The sequence below is a fragment of the Stenotrophomonas humi genome, from assembly GCF_001431415.1.
Taxonomy (GTDB): Bacteria; Pseudomonadota; Gammaproteobacteria; order Xanthomonadales; family Xanthomonadaceae; genus Stenotrophomonas; species Stenotrophomonas humi.
In genome coordinates, this window is sequence record NZ_LDJI01000012.1 from 185495 (window position 1) to 208221 (window position 22727).

25 protein-coding genes are annotated in these 22727 nt (G+C 65.1%); 14 read left to right on the forward strand and 11 right to left on the reverse strand.

Going from position 1 to position 22727, the window contains the following annotated elements:
- The first annotated feature begins 18 nt into the window (after positions 1-18).
- The 6 genes from ABB26_RS07075 (at position 19) to ABB26_RS07100 (ending at position 6980) form a co-directional block, all read left to right on the forward strand.
- Positions 19-1374, forward strand: coding sequence for a GntT/GntP/DsdX family permease (locus ABB26_RS07075; protein ID WP_057632975.1), 1356 nt, complete (start codon positions 19-21; stop codon positions 1372-1374).
- 3 nt (positions 1375-1377) lie between these two features.
- Positions 1378-2253: a MurR/RpiR family transcriptional regulator gene (locus ABB26_RS07080; RefSeq protein WP_057632976.1), complete on the forward strand. Its 876-nt coding sequence runs from the start codon at positions 1378-1380 to the stop codon at positions 2251-2253.
- A 3-nt stretch (positions 2254-2256) separates the two neighbouring features.
- On the forward strand, positions 2257-3693 hold the full coding sequence (locus tag ABB26_RS07085) for an N-acyl-D-amino-acid deacylase family protein (RefSeq protein ID WP_057632977.1): 1437 nt from the start codon (positions 2257-2259) through the stop codon (positions 3691-3693).
- Between the two features lie 33 nt (positions 3694-3726).
- Entirely contained in the window at positions 3727-4125 is a 399-nt protein-coding gene (locus ABB26_RS07090; RefSeq protein WP_057632978.1) for a RidA family protein, read from the forward strand.
- Between the two features lie 322 nt (positions 4126-4447).
- Entirely contained in the window at positions 4448-5653 is a 1206-nt protein-coding gene (gltS, locus tag ABB26_RS07095; RefSeq protein ID WP_057632979.1) for a sodium/glutamate symporter, read from the forward strand.
- A gap of 85 nt (positions 5654-5738) precedes the next feature.
- Positions 5739-6980 carry an FAD-dependent oxidoreductase gene (locus ABB26_RS07100; protein ID WP_057632980.1) on the forward strand — a complete coding sequence of 414 codons (1242 nt, stop codon included), beginning with the start codon at positions 5739-5741 and terminating at the stop codon, positions 6978-6980.
- Between the two features lie 8 nt (positions 6981-6988).
- On the opposite strand, the gene ABB26_RS07105 is transcribed toward ABB26_RS07100, so the two are convergent.
- On the reverse strand, positions 6989-8233 hold the full coding sequence (locus ABB26_RS07105) for a flavohemoglobin expression-modulating QEGLA motif protein (RefSeq protein ID WP_057632981.1): 1245 nt from the start codon (positions 8231-8233) through the stop codon (positions 6989-6991).
- A gap of 161 nt (positions 8234-8394) precedes the next feature.
- Positions 8395-9492, reverse strand: coding sequence for a ribosome small subunit-dependent GTPase A (rsgA, locus tag ABB26_RS07110; RefSeq protein WP_057632982.1), 1098 nt, complete (start codon positions 9490-9492; stop codon positions 8395-8397).
- Positions 9493-9761: 269 nt separating this feature from the next.
- Here rsgA and ABB26_RS07115 point away from each other — a divergent pair, with 269 nt between their 5' ends.
- The 4 genes from ABB26_RS07115 to ABB26_RS07130 all read left to right on the forward strand — a co-directional run bounded on the left by ABB26_RS07115 (position 9762) and on the right by ABB26_RS07130 (position 12792).
- Positions 9762-11027, forward strand: a complete 1266-nt coding sequence (locus ABB26_RS07115) for a pyridoxal phosphate-dependent aminotransferase (RefSeq protein ID WP_057632983.1) — start codon at positions 9762-9764, stop codon at positions 11025-11027.
- 7 nt (positions 11028-11034) lie between these two features.
- The gene (locus ABB26_RS07120; protein ID WP_057632984.1) at positions 11035-11679 is read left to right on the forward strand and encodes an SGNH/GDSL hydrolase family protein; all 645 of its coding nucleotides are present in this window, start codon (positions 11035-11037) and stop codon (positions 11677-11679) included.
- Between the two features lie 23 nt (positions 11680-11702).
- On the forward strand, positions 11703-12374 hold the full coding sequence (locus tag ABB26_RS07125; protein ID WP_057632985.1) for a class I SAM-dependent methyltransferase: 672 nt from the start codon (positions 11703-11705) through the stop codon (positions 12372-12374).
- 82 nt (positions 12375-12456) lie between these two features.
- Positions 12457-12792, forward strand: a complete 336-nt coding sequence (locus ABB26_RS07130; protein WP_057632986.1) for a DUF6172 family protein — start codon at positions 12457-12459, stop codon at positions 12790-12792.
- Positions 12793-13012: 220 nt separating this feature from the next.
- On the opposite strand, the gene ABB26_RS07135 is transcribed toward ABB26_RS07130, so the two are convergent.
- Both ABB26_RS07135 and ABB26_RS07140 read right to left on the reverse strand, forming a co-directional pair.
- Positions 13013-14281, reverse strand: a complete 1269-nt coding sequence (locus ABB26_RS07135; RefSeq protein ID WP_057632987.1) for a DEAD/DEAH box helicase — start codon at positions 14279-14281, stop codon at positions 13013-13015.
- A 40-nt stretch (positions 14282-14321) separates the two neighbouring features.
- The gene (locus ABB26_RS07140; RefSeq protein WP_057632988.1) at positions 14322-15101 is read right to left on the reverse strand and encodes a polysaccharide deacetylase family protein; all 780 of its coding nucleotides are present in this window, start codon (positions 15099-15101) and stop codon (positions 14322-14324) included.
- A gap of 62 nt (positions 15102-15163) precedes the next feature.
- Here ABB26_RS07140 and grxD point away from each other — a divergent pair, with 62 nt between their 5' ends.
- On the forward strand, positions 15164-16090 hold the full coding sequence (gene grxD / locus ABB26_RS07145; RefSeq protein ID WP_057633011.1) for a Grx4 family monothiol glutaredoxin: 927 nt from the start codon (positions 15164-15166) through the stop codon (positions 16088-16090).
- Between the two features lie 79 nt (positions 16091-16169).
- Here the strand turns inward: grxD and ABB26_RS07150 are convergent, their stop codons facing one another.
- Positions 16170-16709, reverse strand: coding sequence for a DUF924 family protein (locus tag ABB26_RS07150; RefSeq protein ID WP_057632989.1), 540 nt, complete (start codon positions 16707-16709; stop codon positions 16170-16172).
- A gap of 243 nt (positions 16710-16952) precedes the next feature.
- Here ABB26_RS07150 and ABB26_RS07155 point away from each other — a divergent pair, with 243 nt between their 5' ends.
- From ABB26_RS07155 to ABB26_RS07165, 3 genes are all read left to right on the forward strand, one after another.
- Positions 16953-17894 carry a DegV family protein gene (locus tag ABB26_RS07155; protein WP_057632990.1) on the forward strand — a complete coding sequence of 314 codons (942 nt, stop codon included), beginning with the start codon at positions 16953-16955 and terminating at the stop codon, positions 17892-17894.
- Positions 17895-17964: 70 nt separating this feature from the next.
- The gene (locus ABB26_RS07160) at positions 17965-18303 is read left to right on the forward strand and encodes a hypothetical protein (protein WP_057632991.1); all 339 of its coding nucleotides are present in this window, start codon (positions 17965-17967) and stop codon (positions 18301-18303) included.
- Positions 18304-18309: 6 nt separating this feature from the next.
- Positions 18310-19020, forward strand: coding sequence for a Dph6-related ATP pyrophosphatase (locus ABB26_RS07165; RefSeq protein ID WP_057632992.1), 711 nt, complete (start codon positions 18310-18312; stop codon positions 19018-19020).
- 21 nt (positions 19021-19041) lie between these two features.
- On the opposite strand, the gene fghA is transcribed toward ABB26_RS07165, so the two are convergent.
- From fghA to ABB26_RS18580, 6 genes are all read right to left on the reverse strand, one after another.
- Positions 19042-19875 carry an S-formylglutathione hydrolase gene (gene fghA, locus ABB26_RS07170; RefSeq protein WP_057632993.1) on the reverse strand — a complete coding sequence of 278 codons (834 nt, stop codon included), beginning with the start codon at positions 19873-19875 and terminating at the stop codon, positions 19042-19044.
- A gap of 1 nt (position 19876) precedes the next feature.
- Positions 19877-20206 (reverse strand): hypothetical protein, encoded by a 330-nt coding sequence (locus ABB26_RS07175; protein ID WP_152982586.1) that lies wholly within the window; start codon positions 20204-20206, stop codon positions 19877-19879.
- A gap of 10 nt (positions 20207-20216) precedes the next feature.
- Positions 20217-21326 carry an S-(hydroxymethyl)glutathione dehydrogenase/class III alcohol dehydrogenase gene (locus ABB26_RS07180; RefSeq protein ID WP_057632995.1) on the reverse strand — a complete coding sequence of 370 codons (1110 nt, stop codon included), beginning with the start codon at positions 21324-21326 and terminating at the stop codon, positions 20217-20219.
- A gap of 48 nt (positions 21327-21374) precedes the next feature.
- On the reverse strand, positions 21375-21650 hold the full coding sequence (locus ABB26_RS07185) for a metal/formaldehyde-sensitive transcriptional repressor (protein ID WP_057632996.1): 276 nt from the start codon (positions 21648-21650) through the stop codon (positions 21375-21377).
- Between the two features lie 286 nt (positions 21651-21936).
- A complete protein-coding gene (locus tag ABB26_RS07190) occupies positions 21937-22362 on the reverse strand; it encodes a hypothetical protein (protein WP_057632997.1) in 426 nt (141 codons plus the stop codon).
- A 243-nt stretch (positions 22363-22605) separates the two neighbouring features.
- Positions 22606-22727 (reverse strand): IS3 family transposase (locus tag ABB26_RS18580; protein ID WP_152982587.1); only part of this gene is annotated, 122 nt, incomplete at its 5' end.

Here is a 22727-nt window from a genome sequence, read left to right on the forward strand (position 1 = left end):
CACCCGGGGCCTGTACGCATGACCGACGGAAACCTGCTGTTGATCTACGCCGCGTTGTCGATCCTGGCGCTGATCGTGTTGATTGCCCGCTTCCGCCTCAACCCCTTCATCAGCGTCACGCTGGTTTCGGTGGGCCTTGCACTGCTGGCCGGCATGCCCGCGCCGGAGATCCTGCCGGCCTACGAACAGGGCGTGGGCAAGACCCTGGGGCACATCGCGCTGATCGTCGCGCTGGGCACCATGCTCGGCAAGATGATGGCCGAGTCGGGCGGCGCCGAGCGCATCGCGCGCACCATGATCGCCCGCTTCGGGCCGAAGAACGTGCATTGGGCAATGATGCTGATCGCCTTCTGCATCGGCCTGCCGATCTTCTTCGAAGTCGGCTTCGTGCTGCTGATTCCGATCGCGCTCAACGTCGCCCGCCGCACCGGCGTGCCGTTGTTGCTGGTAGGCCTGCCGATGGTCGCCGGCCTGTCCGTTGTCCACGGACTGGTGCCCCCCCACCCGGCGGCGATGTTGGCGGTGAGCGCGTATGGCGCCGATGTCGGGCGCACCGTGTTCTATGCGCTGATTGTCGGCCTGCCCACCGCCGCATTGGCCGGCCCGGTGTTTGCCAAGTTCGTCGCGCCGCGTGTGACGTTGCCCGCACACAACCCGATGGAAGCGGCGTTGCTGGACGACGGCCACAGCCGCATTCCCGATGACCAGCTGCCCGGCTTCGGTATCACCATCGCCACGCTGTTGTTGCCGGTGCTGCTGATGCTGCTGGGCGGCTGGGCCGACCAGATCGCCACGCCCGGCTCGCCCTTGAACCATGGCCTGCGCTTCATCGGCCACTCGGTGGTGGCGCTGCTGCTGGCCACACTGATGAGTTTCATCACCCTGGGCCTGATGCGCGGCTTCACCCGCGAGCACATCCTCAAGTTCTCGCAGGAGTGCCTGGCACCCACCGCTGCGATCACCCTGCTGGTCGGTGCCGGCGGCGGGCTCAATGGCATTCTGGTGCACACCGGCGTGGCCAGCGAAATCATCGGCCTGTCGCAGCGTTTCGAGCTTTCACCGCTGCTGATGGGCTGGACCATGGCCGCATTGATGCGCGTGGCCACCGGTTCGGCCACCGTGGCCATGACCACCGCCTCGGGCATCGTCGCACCCATCGCCGCGGCCATGGGCTACGCCCACCCGGAGCTGCTGGTGCTGGCCACAGGTGCCGGTTCAGTGGTGCTGTCGCACGTCAACGACGGCGGCTTCTGGCTGGTCAAGGAATACTTCAACATGAGCGTGGCCCAGACCTTCAAGACCTGGACCGTGCTTGAAACCCTCATCTCCGTCATCGCCCTGTCGTTGGTGATGGCCCTCTCGACGGTGATTTGAACCATGTCCCAGAACACGTTCGATATCGTCTACGAACTGCGGCAGCGCCGGCACGAGTTCAGCCCGGTGGAAGCACGCATTGCCGCGGCCATCCTTGCCGACGTGGACGCCGCTGCACAGTACGGCGTCAGTGAACTGGCCGAACGCGCCGAAGTCAGCGCCGCCGCCATCTCGCGGTTTGCCAAGGCGTTGGGCTGCGAGCACGTGCGCGAACTGCGCGCGCGTCTGGCGTCTGCCAGTGCGGTCGGCAAGCGTTTCCTTGAGCAGCAGAACGCACCGCCGGTTTCCGCGCTGTATGCGCAGATCTGCGATGACATCCAGGAAAGCCTGCGCCACAACATCGCCAACCTGAAGGAAGACGTGGTGCAGGGCCTGGCCGATGCATTGTGCAGCGCGCGGATGATCCACATCTTCGGCCTGGGCGGGTGCTCGACCGTGTTCGCGCAGGAAATGCAAAGCCGGCTGGTACGTTTTGGTCGACCGGTGGCGGCCTGCAGCGACGCGCTGATGATGAAGATCATCGCCGCCACGCTCGGCCCGGACGACCTGGTGCTCGCATTGTCGGTCAGCGGCATCACCCCGGAGATCGTCTCGGCGGTGGACATCGCCCGCACCTATGGTGCGCGTGTCGGCGCCATCACCCAGGCCAATACCGAACTGTCCGAGCGCAGCGACTGGCTGTTGCCGATCCAGATCGAGGAAACCGATTTCGTGTTCAAGCCCTCGGCGTCGCGCTACGCGATGATGCTCGCCATCGACGTGCTGGCCACCACCACCGCGCTCAACGGCGCCAATGCCAACCACGAGCACCTGCGCCGCATCAAGCTGGCCCTGGACCGCCACCGTGGCGGCGACTCGCGCCTGCCGCTGGGTGATTGATCAATGCATGACGTTCTGATCCGCGACGCCCTGATTCTCGATGGCAGCGACCAGCCGGGCGTGCTCGGCAATGTCGCCATCCGCGATGGCCGCATCGTCGCCATTGGCCAGTGCGACGGCGACGCCGCGCAGGTCATCGATGCCCGCGGCCTGGCACTGGCACCGGGCTTCATCGATGTGCATACGCATGACGACCTGGAAGTGATCCGCAATCCGGACATGGCCAGCAAGTTGTCGCAGGGCGTGACCACCGTGGTGGTCGGCAACTGCGGAATCAGTGCCAGCCCGGTACGCATCCGCAATGCCGTACCGGACCCGATGAACCTGCTCGGCGACGCCAGCGACTTCCGCTATCCCGACTTCGCCAGTTATCGGGACGCGGTACAGCGCGCGCGACCGGCGGTAAACGTTGCCGCACTGGTCGGCCATACCGCGCTGCGGCAGAACCACATGGACCGGCTCGACCGCACCGCCACGGCGGACGAGATCATCGCCATGCGCACGCAGCTGCGCCACAGTCTGGCACAGGGCGCGCTGGGCCTGAGCAGCGGCCTGGCCTATGCATCGGCCTACAGCGCGGCTGCGTCCGAAGTGAGCGAGCTCGCGCTGGAGCTGCCCCAGGGCGGCCTGTATGCCACGCACCTGCGCGATGAATTCGCCGGCATCCTCGAGGCGATGGAAGAAGCGTTCGACGCCGCACGCGCCCCGCAGGCCAGCGTGCGCGTATCGCACCTCAAATGCGCCGGCATCGACAACTGGGGCCGCAGCCGCGAAGTGCTCGACTACCTGCAGACCACCTCCAGTGATCAGGACGTGGCCTGTGATTGCTACCCGTATGCCGCCAGCGCCTCGACCCTGGACCTGAAACAGGTCACCGATGCCTACGACATCCTGATCACCTGGTCCGAATCCGAGCCGGCACAGGGTGGCCGTCTGCTGGCGGATATCGCCGCCGACTGGAACCTGCCACTGATGGACGCCGCCATCCGCCTGCAACCGGCTGGTGCGGTGTATCACTGCATGGACGAGGCCGATGTGCGCAGCATCCTCAGTCATCCGCTGACGATGATCGGCTCCGACGGCCTGCCGCGCGATCCCCGCCCGCATCCGCGCCTGTGGGGCACCTTCCCACGCGTGCTCGGCCACTATGCCCGTGACGAACAGTTGTTCCCACTGCATACCGCCGTGCACAAGATGACCGGCCTGCCCGCCTCGCGCTTTTCGATGGGTGCACGCGGCCATATCCGCGAGGGCTGGTGCGCGGACCTGGTGCTGTTCGATCCCGCGCGCGTACGTGATACCGCCAGTTTCCACGACCCGATCCGCGCTGCCGAAGGCATTGAGGCGGTCTGGGTGAACGGCCGGCTCGCCTATGACGGCCGCAACGTCATCGCCCACCCGGGGCGTTTCATCACGCCAGAAGCATCACCGGCGATCTGAATCTCCATCCGGCAACAACATCGAGGAACATCCATGAGTGACATCAAACGCTACGGCGCTGAAGGTGGCGTTGGCCAGGGCAAGCAGCACATGCCGTTCTCGCGCGCGGTCGAAGCCGATGGCTGGCTGTATGTGTCCGGCCAGGTCCCCATGCGCGATGGCGAGCTGGTGGCAGGCACCGTCACCGAGCAATCGCATGTGGTCATCGGCAACGTGCTGGCGATCCTGGAAGAAGCCGGCTATGGCGCCGAGCACGTGGTCCGCTGCGGCGTATGGCTGGATGACGCACGTGACTTCTATGCTTTCAATGGCGTGTTCAAGCACTACTTCGGCGAGAACCCGCCGGCCCGCGCCTGTGTCGAGAGCCGCATGGTGGTGGATTGCAAGGTGGAAGTGGACTGCATCGCCTACAAGCGCCCGCAGCGCGATTGAGTGACGTCGAGGCGGGGTTGCAGGCAGTAGACCCAAAACCGCCCTCCCCAGCTCAACCCTCCCCTTCGCTGACGCGAAAGGGAGGGAGCAGAAGCGGCCTGCGCTACAAGCTGGCGTAAACACCTGCATCCGCAAAGTGCAGGCAGCAAACCCTGCTGGCGGGCTCCCAAGTCCCACCAAAACAGCGTATTCAGCTGCATCGAAACCCGTGTTGAATCCGGTTCCGGCGCCAGCCTCCACCGCACAACGACCACAGCCCGCTATTGATATTGTCCCCTGAGCCGGACAAAGTCCGTGTCCCGCTGGTTGAGGTACCCGCTCCATGATCCAACTTGATGCCGTGCAGACGGTGGCCTTCGCCGGCCTGACCCTGTTCGCTGGCTACGCCTTGTGTCGTGCCATTCCCGTTTTCCGCCGCTACAACCTGCCGGAACCCGTCGTGGGTGGCCTGCTGGTCGCACTGGCCGTGTGGTGGGCACATGGCCAGCAGGTGACCCTGTTCGAGCTGGACACCACGCTCAAGACACCTTTGATGGTGGCCTTCTTCACCACCTTGGGCATCAATGCCAGCGTTCGGTTGCTGCGTGTCAGCGGTAAGCAGGTGATGCTGTTCCTGCTGATCGCCAGCGTGTTCGCGGTGTTGCAGAACCTGATCGGCATCAGCGTGGCCAAGCTGTTTGGCCTGAATCCGATGTTCGGCGTGCTGGCCGGCTCGGCCACGCTCACCGGCGGCCCGGCCACCGGCCTGGCGTTTGCACCGCACTTCGAAGCAGCCGGACTGGTCGGCGCCGAAAGCCTGGCAGTGACCGCGGCAATGGCCGGCATCATCTGCGGCGGCCTGGTCGGCGGCCCGGTGATCACGGTGTTGATGCAGCGCTTCAAGGTGCAGCACCCCAACAAGAAGGTCACCGAAGCCGAGCAGCTTGCCGAAGAATCGGTGGTCGTGCGCTACCCCAGCGAGTCGGCGCGCGAGTTTGATGCGCTCAAGAGCATCGTCGTGCTGCTGATGGCAATGTGGCTGGGCGTGTGGGTCGGCAAGGGCTTCGAGGGCATTGGCCTGACCCTGCCCACCTACATCGGCGCAATGCTGGTCGGCGCGGTGATCCGCAACATTGACGACTACACCGGCTGGATCAAGCTGTCGGTGCCAACCACCGATCTGATCGGCAACATCTGCCTGGCGTTGTTCCTGGCCATCGCACTGATGGACCTCAAACTCTGGGAACTGGCCGGCATGGGCCTGCCGTTGCTGGTCAACCTGATCATCCAGGTGTCGGTGGTGGCGCTGTTCGCGGTGCCGATCTACTGGCTGATGGGCCGTGATTACGACGCAGCAGTGATGGGCGGCGGCTTCATCGGCTTCATGCTCGGCACCACTGCCAATGCAATGGCGGTGATGCGTCGCCTGGCACAGCGTTATGGGCCGGCGCCGCGTGCGTTCCTGGTGGCACCGTTGGTGGGCGCGTTCTTCATCGACTTCATCAACGCGCTGATCATCACCGGCTTCCTCAACTTCTGGCCACACTGAGGGCCGGTTCCGTGCGCTGCACCCGCACCAAGTGCGCGGGTCAGCGCGACAATGGGCGATATCGCTCGCTCTGTGTTGTCTGCCCATGACTTCTCCCGCTGCAGCTCCCGTTTCCACCGGCCATGACCTGATCATCATCGGCGCCGGTGTGGTTGGTCTGGCCAGCGCCTATGCCGCCGCCCGGCGCGGTTGCTCGGTGCTGTTGGTGGACCGCAATGCCGGCCCGGCGCTGGGTACATCCTTCGCCAATGGTGCGCAGCTCAGCTATGCCTATACCGATGCGATGGCCGGCCCCGCGACGTGGGGCCAGCTGCCGGAGATGGCATTCGGGCGCAATGGGCCGTTCCGCACGCGCTGGTCGGCCAGCCCGGACTTCATGCGCTGGGGGTTGGCGTTCCTGCGCCAGGCCAATGCCAGCGGCCTGAAGACCAACACCCTGGCCACCCTGGAACTGGCGCAGGAATCACGCCAGGCAATGCAGGCATTGCTGCAGCAGCATCCCATCGATTTCGACCACGTCATCTCCGGCAAGCTGCACCTGTACCCCACGCAGGAAGGCGTGCGCGGTGCCGAGGCGATGATCGCGCTCAAGCGTCCGTACGGCGTACAGCAACGCCTGGTGGATGCCGCCGAAGCAGTGGCCATCGAGCCGGCGCTGGCCGGTGCGCCGTGGTTGGCCGGTGCGGTGTATTCGCCCGAGGAAGAAGCCGGCGATCCCTACCGCTTCAGCCAGGGATTGCTGGAGGTACTGCAACGGCAGCATGGCGTGCAGGCCGACTTCGATTTCGACACGCAATCGCTGCAACGCAGGAACGGACAATGGCTGCTGCAGGCGCGCGATGGCCGTCGTGTGCAGGCACCGCGCGTGCTGGTCTGCGCCGGTATCGACAGCGCCGCGCTGCTGCGCCCGCTGCGCATGCGCATGCCATTGATGGCGATTAAGGGCTACTCGTTCACCGCGCCACTGGGCGCCAACGCGCCGCATGTCAGCATCACCGACACCAAGCGCAAGCTGGTGTTCTGCCGCCTGGGCGACAGCATCCGCGTGGCCGGGCTGGCCGATCTCAATGACTGGAACCCCGCGCCCGAACCTGAGCGGCTGGCGCAACTGATCGCGATGGCACGCGCCTCATTGCCCGAGGCGGCCGATTACGACCGTATCCAGAGCAGCTGGGCCGGGTTGCGCCCAGTGACGCCATGGTCGTCACCGATCATCCGCGACCTGGGCGACGGGCTGTGCTGCAACATCGGCCACGGCATGCTCGGCTGGACCCTGGCGATGGGCAGCGGCGAACGCGCCATCACCGGGTTGCTCGGCACGCCCTGAGCCGCGCCTTACATCTCGCCGATCTGGTCCATGCGGATGCGGTTGGCAAACAACGAAAACGCCAAGGCACCGGCCAGCCCGTTGGCGCGGTTGAGCCAATGCGGCAACCAGCGCGGCGGCGCCAGTACGCCGGCTTCAAACAACGGTGCCAGCGACTGTGCGTCGTGCAGGGTCATCTTGCCGGCGAACAGCCAACGACAGTTGCGCAGCTTGTCCTCACGCAGCATCTGCCGGAAGAAGGTGTGCACCGACACCATGCCGCGCAGGTACACCGTGTCCTTGGTGAACGCCGAACCGCCCGTGGTCGGCACGCCACGGAACACCCGCTGCGCCGACGAGAAGCTTTCCTCTGCCGTCTGCCCTGCGTCGCGGAAGTAATCGAACACCTCGATGAAATCCGCTCCCTCGCGCGCCATCGCAATCGCCTCGATACGCAGGCTGATGCGCTTGAGCCGCTGGATGTCGATGCTGCCGGTGATCTGTTCGGCAAACGTCGCCAGACCTTCCTGGGTGGCGGTAATGCGTGGCGAGGACAGCCCGAGGCTCGGCAGCACCACCTGGTCACGCCCATTGAGCGCGGTAAGCGAATGCACCAGTGCTTCGTGGTGGAACAGCTGCGCACGGTCGTAGGCACTGAAGCACGCACTGGTACGCAGGCGGATGCGGGTGGCGCCAGCGGCAGCCTTGGCGATCAGATCGGCATCGAGCTCCACGGTGATGATGCGGGCGTCGAAGAAGTCGTCCAGATCCGACTGCAGCTGCAGTTGCAGCGCGGTAGCCGATACCGGCACGGTTTCTTCCGGCGCCAGCAGTTCGTGGTCCAGCTCCTGCGCGATCTGGATGAAGTGGCGCGCGGCCTCGCGCGTGGTCGGGCCATTGCCCGGCATCGGCTGCTCGGGCACACCGAACAACTGGCTGGAATAGTGGTCCACCGCCGGCGTGCCCAGCACTTCCAGCAGGCTTGCGGCCAGATCCCAGCTGCGTACCGAATCGCGCAGATACGCGCCGAGCGGGTGGGTTTCATCGACGGCGTTGTCGATGGCCGCCAGCTCACGCCGCGCCTCGCTGAAATCCTGCTTCGGGTAAGCCACCTGCGGCAGCAACGGCTTGCCGCGCGCCACGCTCTGCAGGAACGGCGCCTGATGCGACGCCGGCCAGCTGGTCAACGTGAGCAGGCGGATACCGCGTACCGCCGCCACCAGACGCGCATCGAGTGCGGCGTGATGGGAAATGTCGGGGTCGTGGTGGTCCATGCCATCTCCGCGTGAGGGGCGAGCCTGAGCCGGATTACGACTGCCAGCCCAACGTGATTCGAAGCCAACACCAAATGCCAGAAGCCTGCCCTCATCCGCCCCTTCGGGGCACCTTCTCCCGCGTGCGGGAGAAGGAAGCAATCACAGCCTTCTCCAACGCTTCAACGGCGCTTGCCCTTCCCTATCGGCCGCCATTGCGCGCCGCGCCCGGTGCTCTTGCGCTCGGTAGCCTGCTCGGCCTGCCGCTGCGCGAGTTTGGCGGCGGCGTTGGCCACTTCTTCGCGCAGCTTGAGATAGTTCTGCAAGCGGCTTTCATCGATATCGCCACGCTCGATGGCCTCCTGCACCGCGCAGCCCGGCTCCTGCTGGTGTGCACAGTTGCGGAACCGGCATTGCAGGGTCAGCGCCTCGATGTCGGCAAAACCCCCTTCGGCCAGGGTTTCCTCGCCGGTCGGCTTCAACTCTCGCATGCCGGGTGTGTCGATCAGGCAGGCACCGGTCGGCAGCGACATCAGCGCGCGGTAGGTGGTGGTGTGACGGCCACGCGAATCATTCACGCGCACAGTGTTGGTCTTCATGCGCTCATGGCCCAGCAGCGTATTGGTGAGCGTGGATTTGCCGGCGCCGGACGAGCCCACCAGCACGATGGTGTGCCCTGGCTGCAGCCACGGCATCAACGCCGCCACGCTGGCCGGGTCCTTGCCGTTGATCGCCAGCAGCGGAATCTGCTGCGCGGCCAGGTCTTCCAGCACGGCAAGCGCGTCTTCGCTGTACTCGGTCTGGTCGGCCTTGGTCAGCACCACCACCGGTGCGGCACCACCGCCACCGACCAGCAGCAGGTAGCGTTCGATGCGGCGTGGATTGAAGTCGGCATCCAGCCCGCAGACGATGAATACCGTGTCGATATTGGCCGCGATCACCTGCTGGTGGTAATGCTCACCGGCCGCGCCGCGCTTGATCGAGGTGCGCCGTGGCAGCAACGCGACGATGCGGATGCCATCGAGCAGCACCCAGTCACCCACCGCTGCGCGCTCATGGCTGGGAAAGCGCGGGCGCTGCCATTCCGGCGGCGACTCGGTCTTCATGCTGGCCTCGGGCGCATCGGCCACCACATAGCCGGAGCGGTGCTGTTCGATCACGCGTGCCGGACGCGCCTGCGGATGGGCGGCAAACATCGCCTGCCAGGCCGGGTCCTCGGGGGCGCCGGGCCAGGGCCAGCCGATGTAACGGAGCGCGTTGAAATCGATGGGATCAGTCATCCGGCAATTCTACCGGGGTGGGCTTGAGGAAACGCCGGGGCAGTGGAATGGGATTGGGGCAACGGCAAAGACCCCCTCCCCTTCACCGTTGGTGAAACCAGGGTCTGTGCCTCTGCTTCGCGGCCCCCTCCTTTGCGCGCTGCGCAGGGGAGGGTTCGCGAGCACTGCTTTTGTTCGAATATCCCCATTGGTTGGCATTGGAACCGTCGCCCCGCAGCGCAACAATTCAGCTAACATGCGGCTTCCATGCCCATGACGGCCCTGTCGAAATGTCAACCCCCTCCAAACCGCTCGTCACCCGTGAACGTCTGTCCGAAGTGCGCTACGAAATCCGTGGTGAACTTGCCCGACGAGCCCGCGAGTTGGAGGCCCAGGGCCGCAAGCTGATCAAACTCAACATCGGCAATCCCGGCGCCTTTGGTTTCCGTGCACCGGAACACCTGCAGCGCGCCATCGCCGATGACATGGGCCGCACCGATCCCTACACCCACCAGCAGGGCCTGCCGGTCGCGCGTGAAGCCATCGCCGCCGCCTATGCCCGCCGTGGGGTGCCCGATGCCGTGGCCGACCGTGTATTCCTCGGCAACGGCGTGTCCGAGTTGATCGACCTGTCGCTGCGGGCGCTGCTCAATCCGGGCGACGAAGTGCTGGTCCCCTCGCCCGATTACCCGCTGTGGTCGGCGGCCACCATCCTCAATGACGGCCGCCCGGTCTATTACCGCTGCCGCCCGGAGAACGGGTTCCTGCCCGATCCGGTGGAGATGGAGACGCTGGTGTCCTCGCGCACCCGCGCCATCGTGCTGATCAACCCCAACAACCCGGCCGGCGCCAGCTACCCGCGCGAGCTGCTGGAAAAAATCGTCGCCATTGCCCGCAAGCACAACCTGCTGCTGCTGGTGGACGAGATCTACGACCAGATCCTCTACGACGGCGCGCAGTTCCAGCCGGTTGCACCACTGGCCGGCGATCACCCGTGCCTGACCTTCAGCGGCCTGAGCAAGGTGCACCGCGCCTGTGGTTGGCGTGTGGGCTGGATGCTGCTGTCCGGTGCCAGTGAGCGTCTGGGTGAATTCCGCGCCGCGCTGGACCTGCTCAGCGCCCTGCGCCTGTGTGCCAACGTGCCGGGCCAGTACGCCATCGAAGCCGCTGTCAGCGGCCCGGATACGATCAGCCCACTGTGCTCACCCGGCGGTCGTCTGTATGAAACCCGCCGCGCGGTGATCGAGGCCTGCGAAGCCAGCGAGCACCTGTCGCTGGTGGTGCCGTCCGGTGCGCTGTACGCCTTCCCGGCAGTGATCGGGCCGGCCGCGCAGGGGTTTGACGACCACGATTTCGCGCTGCAGCTGATGGAGGAAGAAGGCGTGCTGGTGGTACCGGGCTCCAGCTTCAACGTGCCCTACCGCAACCACTTCCGCGTGACCCTGCTGCCGGAAGCCAGCGTGATGCGCGAGGTGTTCGGCCGCATCGACAAGCTGCTGGCCCGGCGTGCCGAGGCGGTGACCAAGGTGGTACCGCTGAAGTCGCGTCGAGCCTGACCGCGCAATGGACCCTATCCTCAGCGCAACCTCCTCACGCTACCTGGCGCTGGGCGACTCCTACACCATCGGTGAAGGCGTGCCGGCGTCCGGCACCTGGCCCTACCAGCTGGCCGCCGCCCTGCGCGCGCAGGGCATCGACCTGGATGATCCGCAGGTCATCGCCACCACCGGCTGGACCACCGACGAGCTGGCTGCCGCCATCGACGAGGCCGCGCCGCAGGGCCCGTTCGCCCTGGTCAGCCTGCTGATCGGCGTCAACAACCAGTACCGTGGCCGCCCGCTGGCCGAGTACCGGCAACAGTTCGAACAGCTGCTGCAGCGCGCGATCGCGTTGGCCGGCGAGCACCCCGGCCATGTGCTGGTGCTGTCCACGCCGGACTGGGGCTTCACGCCCTACGCCCAGGCACACGACCGCGACGCCGCACAGGTGGCCCGCGAGATCGACGACTTCAACGCAGCCGCCCGTGCCTGCTGTGGCGACTACGGTGTGGCCTTTGTCGATATCACCCCGACCAGCCGCGAGGATGGCGCCAACCCGGCGATGCTGGTCGAAGACGGCCTGCATCCCTCGGCGTTGATGTACCAGCGCTGGACGGAGCAGGCACTGCCGGTGGCGGTGCAGCTGCTGCAGACGCCAGCAGACGGGTGAACAGCCCCGCCCGGCATCCGGCCATGGCAGCGGAGCAGGCGCGTGCCATCGCCCGCGCCTTCGCCCCGCAACGGCCCTGGGGGCACCGCGGCGACTACTACTACGCCTTGTTCAAACTGCGCAGCGATCCGCTCTACCCGGGCGTACTGGATGCCCTGCGCGGCAGCAGCGCGCCCCTGCTCGACATGGGCTGTGGGCTGGGCCTGCTGGCGCATGCACTACGCCGCGATGGCCAGTTGATGCCTTACCGGGGCGTGGACAACGATGGTTCCAAGATCCAGCGCGCGCGCATCGCCGCGCAGCGCGCACCGTTGGCAGAGACCCGTTTCGAACACGTCGACCTGCTCGCCACAGTGCCTGAGCACCACGGCAACGTGACCCTTCTTGACGTGCTGCAGTACCTGCCCGCCGCTGTCCAACCGGTCCTGCTGCAGCGCGCGGCCGGCATGCTGGGCGTGCACGGGCGGCTGGTGATCCGCATGGCCGAGGCTGACCACAGCCGCCGCGGCGTGATGTCGCGGCTGACCGACCGGGCCGCCAACCTGATCGGCTGGATGCGTTCACGCCCGCGTGACTACCTGGACGTGGCCACGGTACAGGCACAACTGCAGCAGGCCGGGCTGTCGGTCAGCACCCGCCCGCTGTACGGCAACACCCCATTCAACAACTGGCTGCTGGTCGCGCGGCGCGATTGAGCCCCGACTCAGCCGTTTGCACTGATAATTGCGCCATTCCCTTTCCGCCGACCGCCCTGGCCGGCACATCAACGAGATTCCCGTGAGAAAAACCTACCGCCTCGACATCGAAGGCAAGCACCCCGACCGCCTGCTGGAAGCCAGCAAGCACGACATCCGCAAGTACATCAAGCGCGAACGCGGCAAGGCACTGCCGGCCGGCGCCGATTTCTGGGATTTCGACAGCAAGGTCGGCGTGGACGAAGCCACCGCGCAGCCGGTGGTGTTCGCCGAACTGACCCGCGCCGTGGATGCACTGGTCACCGCCGGCAACAAGCAGTTCTTCGTCGAAGTGCTGCGCAAGCCCGGCAAGCGCACCCCGCGCCCGGTCAATGCACCGGAAGCTGCGACCGCATCGGAAAGCGACTTCGAAGATTGATCTGGAGCGGCAACGCGGGAGACCGGGATGCAATCCCGGCAATCGACCGTGCCGCCGCCCCGACAGAAAAAACCCGCAGAGTGCGGGTTTTTTTGTTTGAGGCCCCCGCGCTGAGGGAAGGTAGTGCACAGCCATGTTCAGCAAGAAACGCGCCGGCAAAGCCCCGCGGCCCGTCGCGCCGCGTTACCGGCAACCGTGCCGCGCAGGAACCAGCGCACGTTCAATCTGCCGTGTTTGCTGCCGTGTTTGCCGCCGCGGCTGCTCGCAGGCGATCTTTCTTGCTCGGCCTGCGGCCCTTGATGCCGCCGTTGTCATCGGCCACCCGCAACGTGGCAGGTGCGGTTTCCCGAGGCTCGAAGCCAGCCAGTTCCTCGACCACCACATCCAGCGCATTGCGTTTGCAGATCAAGCGCCAATGCGCCAGCGAAGCCGCATCAACCAAGCTCACGGCCAGGCCTTTCTCACCGGCACGGCCAGTCCGTCCGATGCGGTGCAGGTAGTCATCCGACGAACGCGGCAATTCGTAATTGACCACCACCGGCAAACGCGCGATGTCGATGCCGCGCGCGGCCAGATCGGTCGCCACCAGCACCTGCAGTTCGCCGTCCTTGAACGCCTGCAGCATGCGCATGCGCCGCCCCTGCGACAGATCGCCGTGCAGTGCCTGCGCGTTCACATCGGCGGTGCGCAGATGGCTGGCCAGGCGGTCGCTGTCACGACGGCTGCCGACGAATACCAGCACCTGCGTCCAGCGTGGATCTTCCAGCAACGACAGCAGCAACGCGGTGCGGCGATCAGCGTCGACGCGAAACGCCCGCTGCTCGATGTCCGGCTGCGCCTGTTCGCCCACTTCCACCCGCTGCGGCTGCTGCAGGCCCGCATCAGCCAGCGCAGCGATATCCGGTGGGTACGTTGCCGAGAACAACAGCGTCTGCCGGCGCACCGGCAACTCGGCCAGCACCTGCCGCAGCTCATCGCCAAAGCCCATATCCAGCAGACGGTCGGCTTCATCCAGCACCAGCAGCTGCACCTGCTGCAACGACAGCGCGTTGTGCGCCAGCAGGTCCAGCAAACGCCCGGGGGTGGCCACCACCACATCGGCGCCACCGCGCAGCGACATCATCTGCGGATTGATCGACACCCCACCCACCGCGCACACCACACGCGGTTGGCGCTCAAGGTGCCGACCCAACGTGGTGAAGACATCGGCCACCTGCTGTGCCAGTTCGCGGGTAGGCACCAGCACCAGTTGCGCCAACACACGCGGCTTGCGCGGTGGCGTCAGCACGAAACGCTGCAGCGCCGGCAGCACATAAGCGGCGGTCTTGCCCGAGCCGGTCGGTGCCAGCGCCACCAGGTCACGGCCCTGCACGATCAACGGAATCGCCTGCTGCTGGATCGGCGTCGGTTGTGCATACCCGGCCTGCTGCAACGCGTCCTGCAGCGCCGGCAGCACATGGGGGGACAGACCGAGTCGGGAAAAAGGCATGGGGCGGTGATCCGGGGGACGGCGGGAACGGGACGCGAGTCTACGCCGTTCCCTGTGGCAGGCGTGCCTGCAGACCCTTGGCCCGCAGTTGCTGCAGGACGCCTTCGATGATGGCCAGGTTGTGGCCATGGGCCGCACCCTCATGCAGCAGCACGATCGCACCGGGCCCCAGGTTGCGGGCAATACGCTGCACCACCCGTTGTGGCTCGCAACCAACACCATCGAAACCGCGTGCGCTCCAGCCCACCCGGGTCAGCTGATGGCGCTTGAGCGCGGCCGCGACAAACGGATTGGTCATGCCGACCACCGAGCGATACCAGCGCGGCGGCGTGCCCGCGATATCGGCCAGCACCTGCTGGCAGGCAGTGATTTCACGCGCCATCTCCCCCGGCCCCAGCGCCCAGAAGCGGGCCTGTGGATGCGATTGGCTGTGGTTGGCCACCCCGTGCCCACGCCGCAGCACCTCGCGCACCAGCTCCGGGCGCGCGGCGGCACGCTCGCCGACCATGAAGAAGGTGGCCTTGGCACCGTACCTGTCCAGCAGATCCAGCACGGCCGGGGTTTCCTCCGACGGACCGTCATCGATGGTCAGCCACACCGCCGCACCGGGCACGCGGCTGAGAACCGGCGCATAGAAGCGGCTGTTGGGCAGGAATACCGGCACCACGAACAACGCATGGCTGGCCAGCAGCGCGACCAGCCCCCAAGCCCAGCCCAACTGCCACCAGACCAGCACCACCAGCAGTTGTGAAGCAACCAACCAGGGCACCCAACGCCACGGACGGGCGGGAATGCGATGCAGAGTTTGCGTGACAGTCATGCCCCATGATGCCACGCAGCGTAGAATCGCCCTTTGTCCCAGACCACTTCCACGAGTACATGATGTCCCTGGATCCCGCCCTGCGCGCGCGCATTGAAACCCTCCTCGGCGCCGACCGCGTCGTCCTGTTCATGAAGGGCCAGCCGACCATGCCGCAGTGCGGTTTTTCGGCCAAGGCTGTCGGTGCACTGCAGGATCTGGGCGTTGAGTTCGCCCACGTCAACGTGCTGGCCGACCAGGAAATCCGCGAAGGCATCAAGGCCTACGGCGACTGGCCGACCATTCCGCAGCTGTACGTGGACGGTGAATTGATCGGCGGCAGCGACATCATCCTGCAGATGGCCAGCAGCGGTGAGCTGAGCAGCCTGCTCGGCCTGGCCGCCCCGGACCGTACCCCGCCGACCATCACCGTCACCCCGGCGGCAGTGGAAATGCTCAAGGGCGCGCTGGCCGACTCCCCCGGCGCCGCGCTGCAGCTGAGCATCGATGCCCGCTTCCAGCCGAACTTCCAGCTGGCCCCGCTCGACGCCAACGCCATCGCCGCTGAGTCCAACGGCCTGCGCGTTCAGTTCGACGCCGCCAGCGCACGTCGCGCCGAAGGCATCACCATTGACTGGGTGGACGACATCCGTGGCCAGGGCCTGGCCATCAACAACCCCAATGCACCCAAGCCGGTGCAGGCGCTGGACGTTCGCAGTGCCGATGACCAGTTGCGCGCGGGCAGCCTCACCCTGGTGGACGTGCGCCCGGCCGACGAGCGCGCCATCGCCGCGATCAACGCCCCGTTCGAAACCTTCGACGGCGACAACCGCGCCAAGCTCGAAGCACTGCCCAAGGACACCGCGCTGGCATTCCTGTGCCACCGTGGCGGCCGCAGCGCCCAGGCAGCCGAGCAGTTCCTGGCATTGGGCTTCACCAATGTGTTCAACGTCACCGGCGGCATCGATGCCTGGTCGGAAGAAGTCGACAACAGCGTGCCGAAGTACTGATCGAGCGTGCCATCGCTGCAACGAAAAACGCCGGCAATGCCGGCGTTTTTTGTTGGCGCCAATGCCCACCGGTGATGACTCAACCGGCGAAGCCACCTTCGGCCAGGAAGTGCAGTTCATCCGGTGTCGGAATCCGGCCCAGCACCGCGTTGCGGTGCGGGAAGCGCCCGAAGCGGCGGATGATGTCGCGGTGCAGTTCGGCGAACTTGAGGTATTCCAGGTCGCCCAGCACCTCGAACATGGCGACCGAGCGGTCCTGATCCTGCGGATCCTCGGAATGCTCGAACGGCAGGTAGATGAAGGCACGCAGCTGCGGGGTCAGTTCCCGGTCCAGGCCTTCCTCGATGGTGCGCATGGCGTAGTGCCGGGCCAGCCCGTCGGTAGCGTAAGAGTGTGCGGTGCCACGGAAGCAGTTGCGCGGGAACTGGTCCAGCAGCACCTGCAGCGCCAGTGCGCCATCGGCCGACTGCAACCAGTCCTCGCAGCCGCGCCGTGCGGCCAGCCAATGCAGGCCTTCAAAGCGCTGGCGGAACTCAGCATCGAAGGCGTCATCGCGCGAGAACCAGCGCTTTGGCCCTGCGGTGCGCCAGAAGTCCACCACCCGTTCTACCGTTTCCATTGCTGCATCCCCGCCTCACTGCCTGTCTTCAGGCAGCAACATCCCCTGCCAATCCCGTCGCAACACGGCCATTGGCACTGGTTGCTTGGGCGCTAGCTTAATGGGCCGCACAGCGCGTGGATATGAGTCGGACGTGAAATAGGACACATCCCAAGTGCGACCCGGCCCACGAACTCCGCCCCAGCCCCGCGTTTTGCGATAGGGTTTCGCCCCAGACAACATCGGATCAGGAGAGGGCTCCGTATGCGGATTGGAATCGTGGTGGACTCGGCATGCGACCTGCCGATGAACTACCTGCACCAGAACAACATCGTGCTGCTGCCCATTGCCGTGCGTATCGGCCAGACCGTGCTGCCCGACCAACGGGACGAAGCCGCCACGCTGGCCTTCCTGCAGGGCCCGCTCAGCGACCAGGGCGCCGAGGCCGAGACCATTCCCTACACCGCCGAGCAGATCCGCGACCTGTTCCTGAAACAGCTGGTCACCGACTTCGACCAGGTGTTCTGCCTGACCATCACCCGCACCCGCAGCCCGCTGTATGACAACGCGGTGCAGGCCGGCTACAGCATCCTCAACGAATACAAGCCGATCCGGCAGGCCGCCGGCTTCAACTCGCCCTTCAGCCTGCGCGTGATCGACACCCAGAACCTGTTCGCCGCCCAGGCGGTGAGCGCGGTCGAGGCGGTGCGCATGCGCGATTCCGGCGCCACCGTGCAGCAGATGCGCGAGCGGCTGGAGCAGGTGGCCGGCAACGTGCACGGCTACATGGTCACCCGCGACCTGTACTACATGCGCGCACGCGCCCGGCACAAGGGTGACCGCAGCGTCGGCCTGTTCAGCGCCGCACTGGGCAGCGCACTTGACATCAAACCGGTGCTGCACGGCTACCGTGGCGAGACCGCGCCGGTGGCCAAGATCAAGGGCTTCGACAATGCCGTGCAGACCCTGTTCGACTTCGTCGGCAAGCGCGTCAGCCATGGCCTGATGACGCCGGTGGTGTGCGTCAGCTACGGCGGCCCGCTGGACGAACTGCGCGCCCTGCCCGGCTACGCGCAGCTGCGCACCACCTGTGATGCCCATGGCGTGGCGCTGATGGAAGCGGTGATGAGCCTGACCGGCATGGTCAACGTCGGCAAGGGCGCGGTGACCATTGGTTTTGCCGACGAACTCCATACCTTTGGTTGAAGCGGCGCCGGTTTCCACGATTTCGCAACGCCCGCAGCGCTAGGCTGAATACCCCTCAAGGAGAACCTGCATGTCCGTGCTCTATTCGATTTCCCTCCCGGACCCGGCCAAGGCCCGGGGCAGCGATCCGCGCCTGTCCTTCACCGCCAGTGGCGCCGAGGCGTTTGCCGAGCAGTTGCAGGCCGCGCTGCGCACCACCGAGTTGTTCGACCGCTGGAAGTCCGTGCAGGACGAACCGGACGATGTCGATCCGTCCTTGGCCGCGACCGACCCGAAGGCCACCGTCACCGGCCAGCAGGCCGACCTGCGGATCAACCTGCAGGCCACCACCAGCCTGCCCGGCGATGTATTCAAACAGCGGCTGCGGCTGCTGGCCGGCAACCACTGGGAACTGCGCGACGTCCGCTGAAGCACCGTGAGTACCCCTGTCCTTTTGTCCTGGAGCGGCGGCAAAGATGCCGCCTGGGCACTGCACCAACTCCAGCAGCGCGACGATGTGCACGTGGTCGCGCTGCTCACCACCCTCACCGAAGGCCATGAGCGCTCGTCGATGCAGGGCGTGCGCGCAGACGTGCTGCATGCCCAGGCCAATGCTGCCGGCTTGCCGCTGCTGCCCTCGTGGATTCCACAGACCTGCGACAACACGCTGTACCTGCAGCGCATGACCGCCACCCTCCACGAAGCCAGTCAACGCTGGCCCGGGCTGGAGACGCTGGCCTTCGGCGATCTGCTGCTGCAGGACATCCGCCGCTGGCGCGAACAGCAGTACGACGCACTGGGCTGGAAGACGTTGTTCCCGTTGTTCGGCCGCGATACCCGCGCACTGGCACGGGAGATGATCGACGGTGGCCTGCGCGCACATCTGTGCTGCGTGGATACCCAGCACCTGGACGCTACATTCGCCGGCCGTGCGTTCGACCCTTCATTGCTGGAAGCCTTGCCCCCGGGCATTGATGCCTGCGGCGAGAATGGCGAATTCCACACCTGTGTGAGCGCTGGCCCGATGTTCGGCCGCGCGCTTGCGCTGACGCAAGGGGAAACCGTGCTGCGCGATTCCCGCTATGCCTACACGGATTTCGTGTTGCAGGCACCTTCGCAGGCCGGGGTGAACCCCCAGCCTGCATGACGGGCATCTAGATGGCGACGATCAGCGCATCGCCTTTGCGTGATGTGCGATGTGCTCACCGATGAAGCTGCTGATGAAGTAATAGCTGTGGTCGTAACCGGGCTGGATACGCAGCTCCAACGGATGACCGGCCGCATCGCAGGCAGCCTGCAGCAGCTGCGGGCGCAGTTGGTTGTCGAGGAATTCGTCCGCGCCGCCCTGGTCGACCAGCATCGGCAAGCGCTCCTTCGCCTCGGCGACCAGTGCCGTCGCGTCGTACTGCGCCCATGCGGCCGGGTCTTCACCGAGGTAGGCGGTGAACGCCTTCTGCCCCCACGGCACCTGCGATGGCGCCACGATCGGCGAGAACGCCGACACGCTGCGGTAGCGCCCGGGGTTCTTCAGCGCGATGGTCAATGCACCGTGCCCGCCCATCGAATGACCGCTGATCGCACGCACGTCGCTGGCCGGCAGATTCGCCTGCACCCATTCCGGCAACTCGTCGGCGATGTAGTCGTACATGCGGTAGTGCTTCGCCCAGGGCTCACGCGTCGCGTTGAGGTAGAAGCCGGCACCCTTGCCGAGATCGTAGCTGTCGGCGTCGGCCACGCCGTCACCGCGCGGGCTGGTATCCGGCGCAACGAGAATGATGCCGTGCTCGGCGGCGTAACGCTGTGCGCCTGCCTTGGTGATGAAGTTCTGCTCGGTACAGGTCAAACCGCTGAGCCAATACAGCACCGGGCACGGGCCGTGTTCGGCCTGTGGCGGCAGGTAAACACCCACCGTCATTTCGCAGCCCAGCACCGTGGACGTATGCCGGTATACGTCCTGCCAGCCGCCGAAACAGGCGCGGTGCTCGATACGTTCGGCCGTCATCTCAGCCACCTCCCGATGCCGACGGCAACCGGATCTCGCAGGTCTTCAACGCCTCCAGGCTGCCCTTCACTTCGATGCGCGATTCGTCTGCCAGCACGCCGATGCGCAATGCATAAAACGACTCCGGGATGTCCTCGTACTCGTCAGGCGCTGCGAGCAACACACCTGTGGTAACGAAGCCCGCCTTCTTCCAGGCATGGCTCAACGACGACAGAATCGACTGATCGATCTTCACCAGATCCTGTGCCTGCAGCCGCTCGATCGCCTCACGCGCTTCCTGCGCGTCACCCATGCCATTCAACGCTGCGGCCAGTACATCTTTATTCAACATCGTACTCATCTCAGTAGTGAATGACCGAACGGATCGACTTGCCTTCGTGCATCAGATCGAAGGCTTCGTTGATCTTGTCCAGTTCCATCGTATGGGTGACAAACGGCGCCAGTTCGATGTCGCCCTTCATCGCGTCTTCGACCATGCCCGGCAGCTGACTGCGGCCCTTCACGCCACCGAAGGCGGTGCCCATCCACTTGCGGCCGGTCACCAGCTGGAACGGACGGGTGGAGATTTCCTGGCCCGCGCCGGCCACACCGATGATCACGCTCTGGCCCCAGCCACGGTGCGCGCATTCCAGCGCCGCACGCATCACGTTGGTGTTGCCGATGCACTCGAAGCTGTGGTCCACGCCCCAACCGGTCATCTCCACGATCACCTGCTGGATCGGCTTGTCGTGATCCTTCGGGTTCACGCAATCGGTGGCGCCAAACTGCTTGGCCAATTCGAACTTCGACGGATTGGTGTCGATGGCGATCACGCGCCCGGCCTTGGCCTGGCGTGCACCCTGGATCACCGCCAGACCGATGCCACCGAGGCCGAACACCGCAACGCTGTCACCTTCGGCCACCTTGGCGGTGTTGTGCACCGCGCCGATGCCGGTGGTGACGCCGCAGCCGAGCAGGCAGACGTGCTCCGGATTCGCTTCCGGGTTGACCTTGGCCAGCGACACCTCGGCCACCACGGTGTACTCGGAGAAGGTCGAGCACCCCATGTAGTGGTAGATCGGCTCGCCGTTGTACGAGAAGCGGCTGGTGCCATCCGGCATCACGCCCTTGCCCTGCGTCGCTCGCACCGAGGTGCACAGGTTGGTCTTGCCGCTCTTGCAGAACAGGCATTCGCCACACTCGGCGGTGTACAGCGGGATCACATGATCACCCGGCTTCACCGAGGTCACGCCCTCACCCACTTCCACCACGATGCCGGCGCCTTCATGGCCGAGCACGCACGGGAACAGGCCTTCCGGATCATCGCCGGACAGGGTGAACGCATCGGTATGGCAGACACCGGTATGGGTGATCTTGACCAGCACTTCGCCCTGCTTGGGCGGTGCGACATCAATCTCGACGATCTGCAACGGCTGGCCCGGACCAAAGGCAACGGCGGCACGTGATTTCATGATTCTTCTCCTGCGAAATGGGGAAACGCGACGCAATGCGCCACGCGATTACTTGAGATAGGAACGGATAAGGGCAGACATCTCGGTCACGCGCGCGGTGCGCTGCGCTTCCGAGCGCGCCGGCTGACCAAACTCCTCACGCAGATGCGCCTCCATCACCTCGGACATCAGCCCGTTGACGGCACCCCGGATGGCAGCGATCTGCTGCAACACCGGATTGCAATCGGCACCGGCTTCCAGCGCCCGCTCCAGTGCATCGCACTGGCCCCGGATACGCTTGACCCGAGCCAGGACCTTCTTTTTCTCTTCCGGCGAGTGCGGCATCGGCCGGCCTCATATCCTGTACTGGGGGATAGTATATTTGGCGATGCGGTGAATTGCGACTGATGGGCTGTGTTTTACGGATAGCCATAGACTGCGCCTCATGTACAGACTATGGCTAATGCCCTTTTCAGGATCCCTAGCGGCGGAAGCAGGTAGTGTCTACCAGCAGGAGGGTGTACATATTCCGTTCCGCGACACCACTGACCGCTTCCGGCCAGGAGCGGACGTTCAACGCCAGAGTTCAGGCGAGCCGCGAAGCGGCTTCGCCTTGAACGAAATATTAGACCTACAACTCGGAAACAGCCTGCATTGGATCAATGTCCTTGCCAGCAACGTCTGTTAGGCGAAAAATCTTGTTGCATGGCTTGCAGTAGTAGCCTTTACCCGCACTGTATTCGGCGTAGCCACCAATCGGGATCTTGCATGCCGGGCAATGTGGATTTTTTTCACGATCCCAGTAGATCCCGTACTTGATGCGAAACTCTGCCTTCTTTGACGAGAAAAAAGCTACCAATACGAACACAAAATTTAGGACCAACGATGTCACTAACAGGGCGAGCAGTACTTTCTTGGATGTAACTGCTTCTATGGCGGGTAAAACTGCAGGGGCGACTTGGTAAGCCGCCCAAACGAGTAGAACAGTGAGGGACGCCGCAATGCCTTCTGCAGCGCGATCAGCGAGCTTGCCTTTGATGGTAGCGAGGAAGGTCATTTTTAGGTCAAACTACCAGATAGACGGGCCCGTGGGCACGGTTATACAACTTATCCACCAAGCACCGTATGGTGGGCTTTCCCAAGGAACCCATAACGTGCCCGAGCCGCTCAAGACGCTTGGTGCCGATCCGCCTGAATTCCGTGCAGATGAACTCGTAGTGGCATACTTGTTCGGTCTCGGCCCGCTTCCGATTGCCGATGTAATGTCGGTCTGAATCGCCCAGGCTTTTGTAGACACTCTTCAGCCGTTTAGTGCGTACTGCCGTTCAAACTCTATCGGGGACAGGCCGCCATTGGAACCGTGTCGCCGTGTCGGGTTGTAAAACATCTCGATGTACTGGAAGACATCGGCGCGTGCCTCGT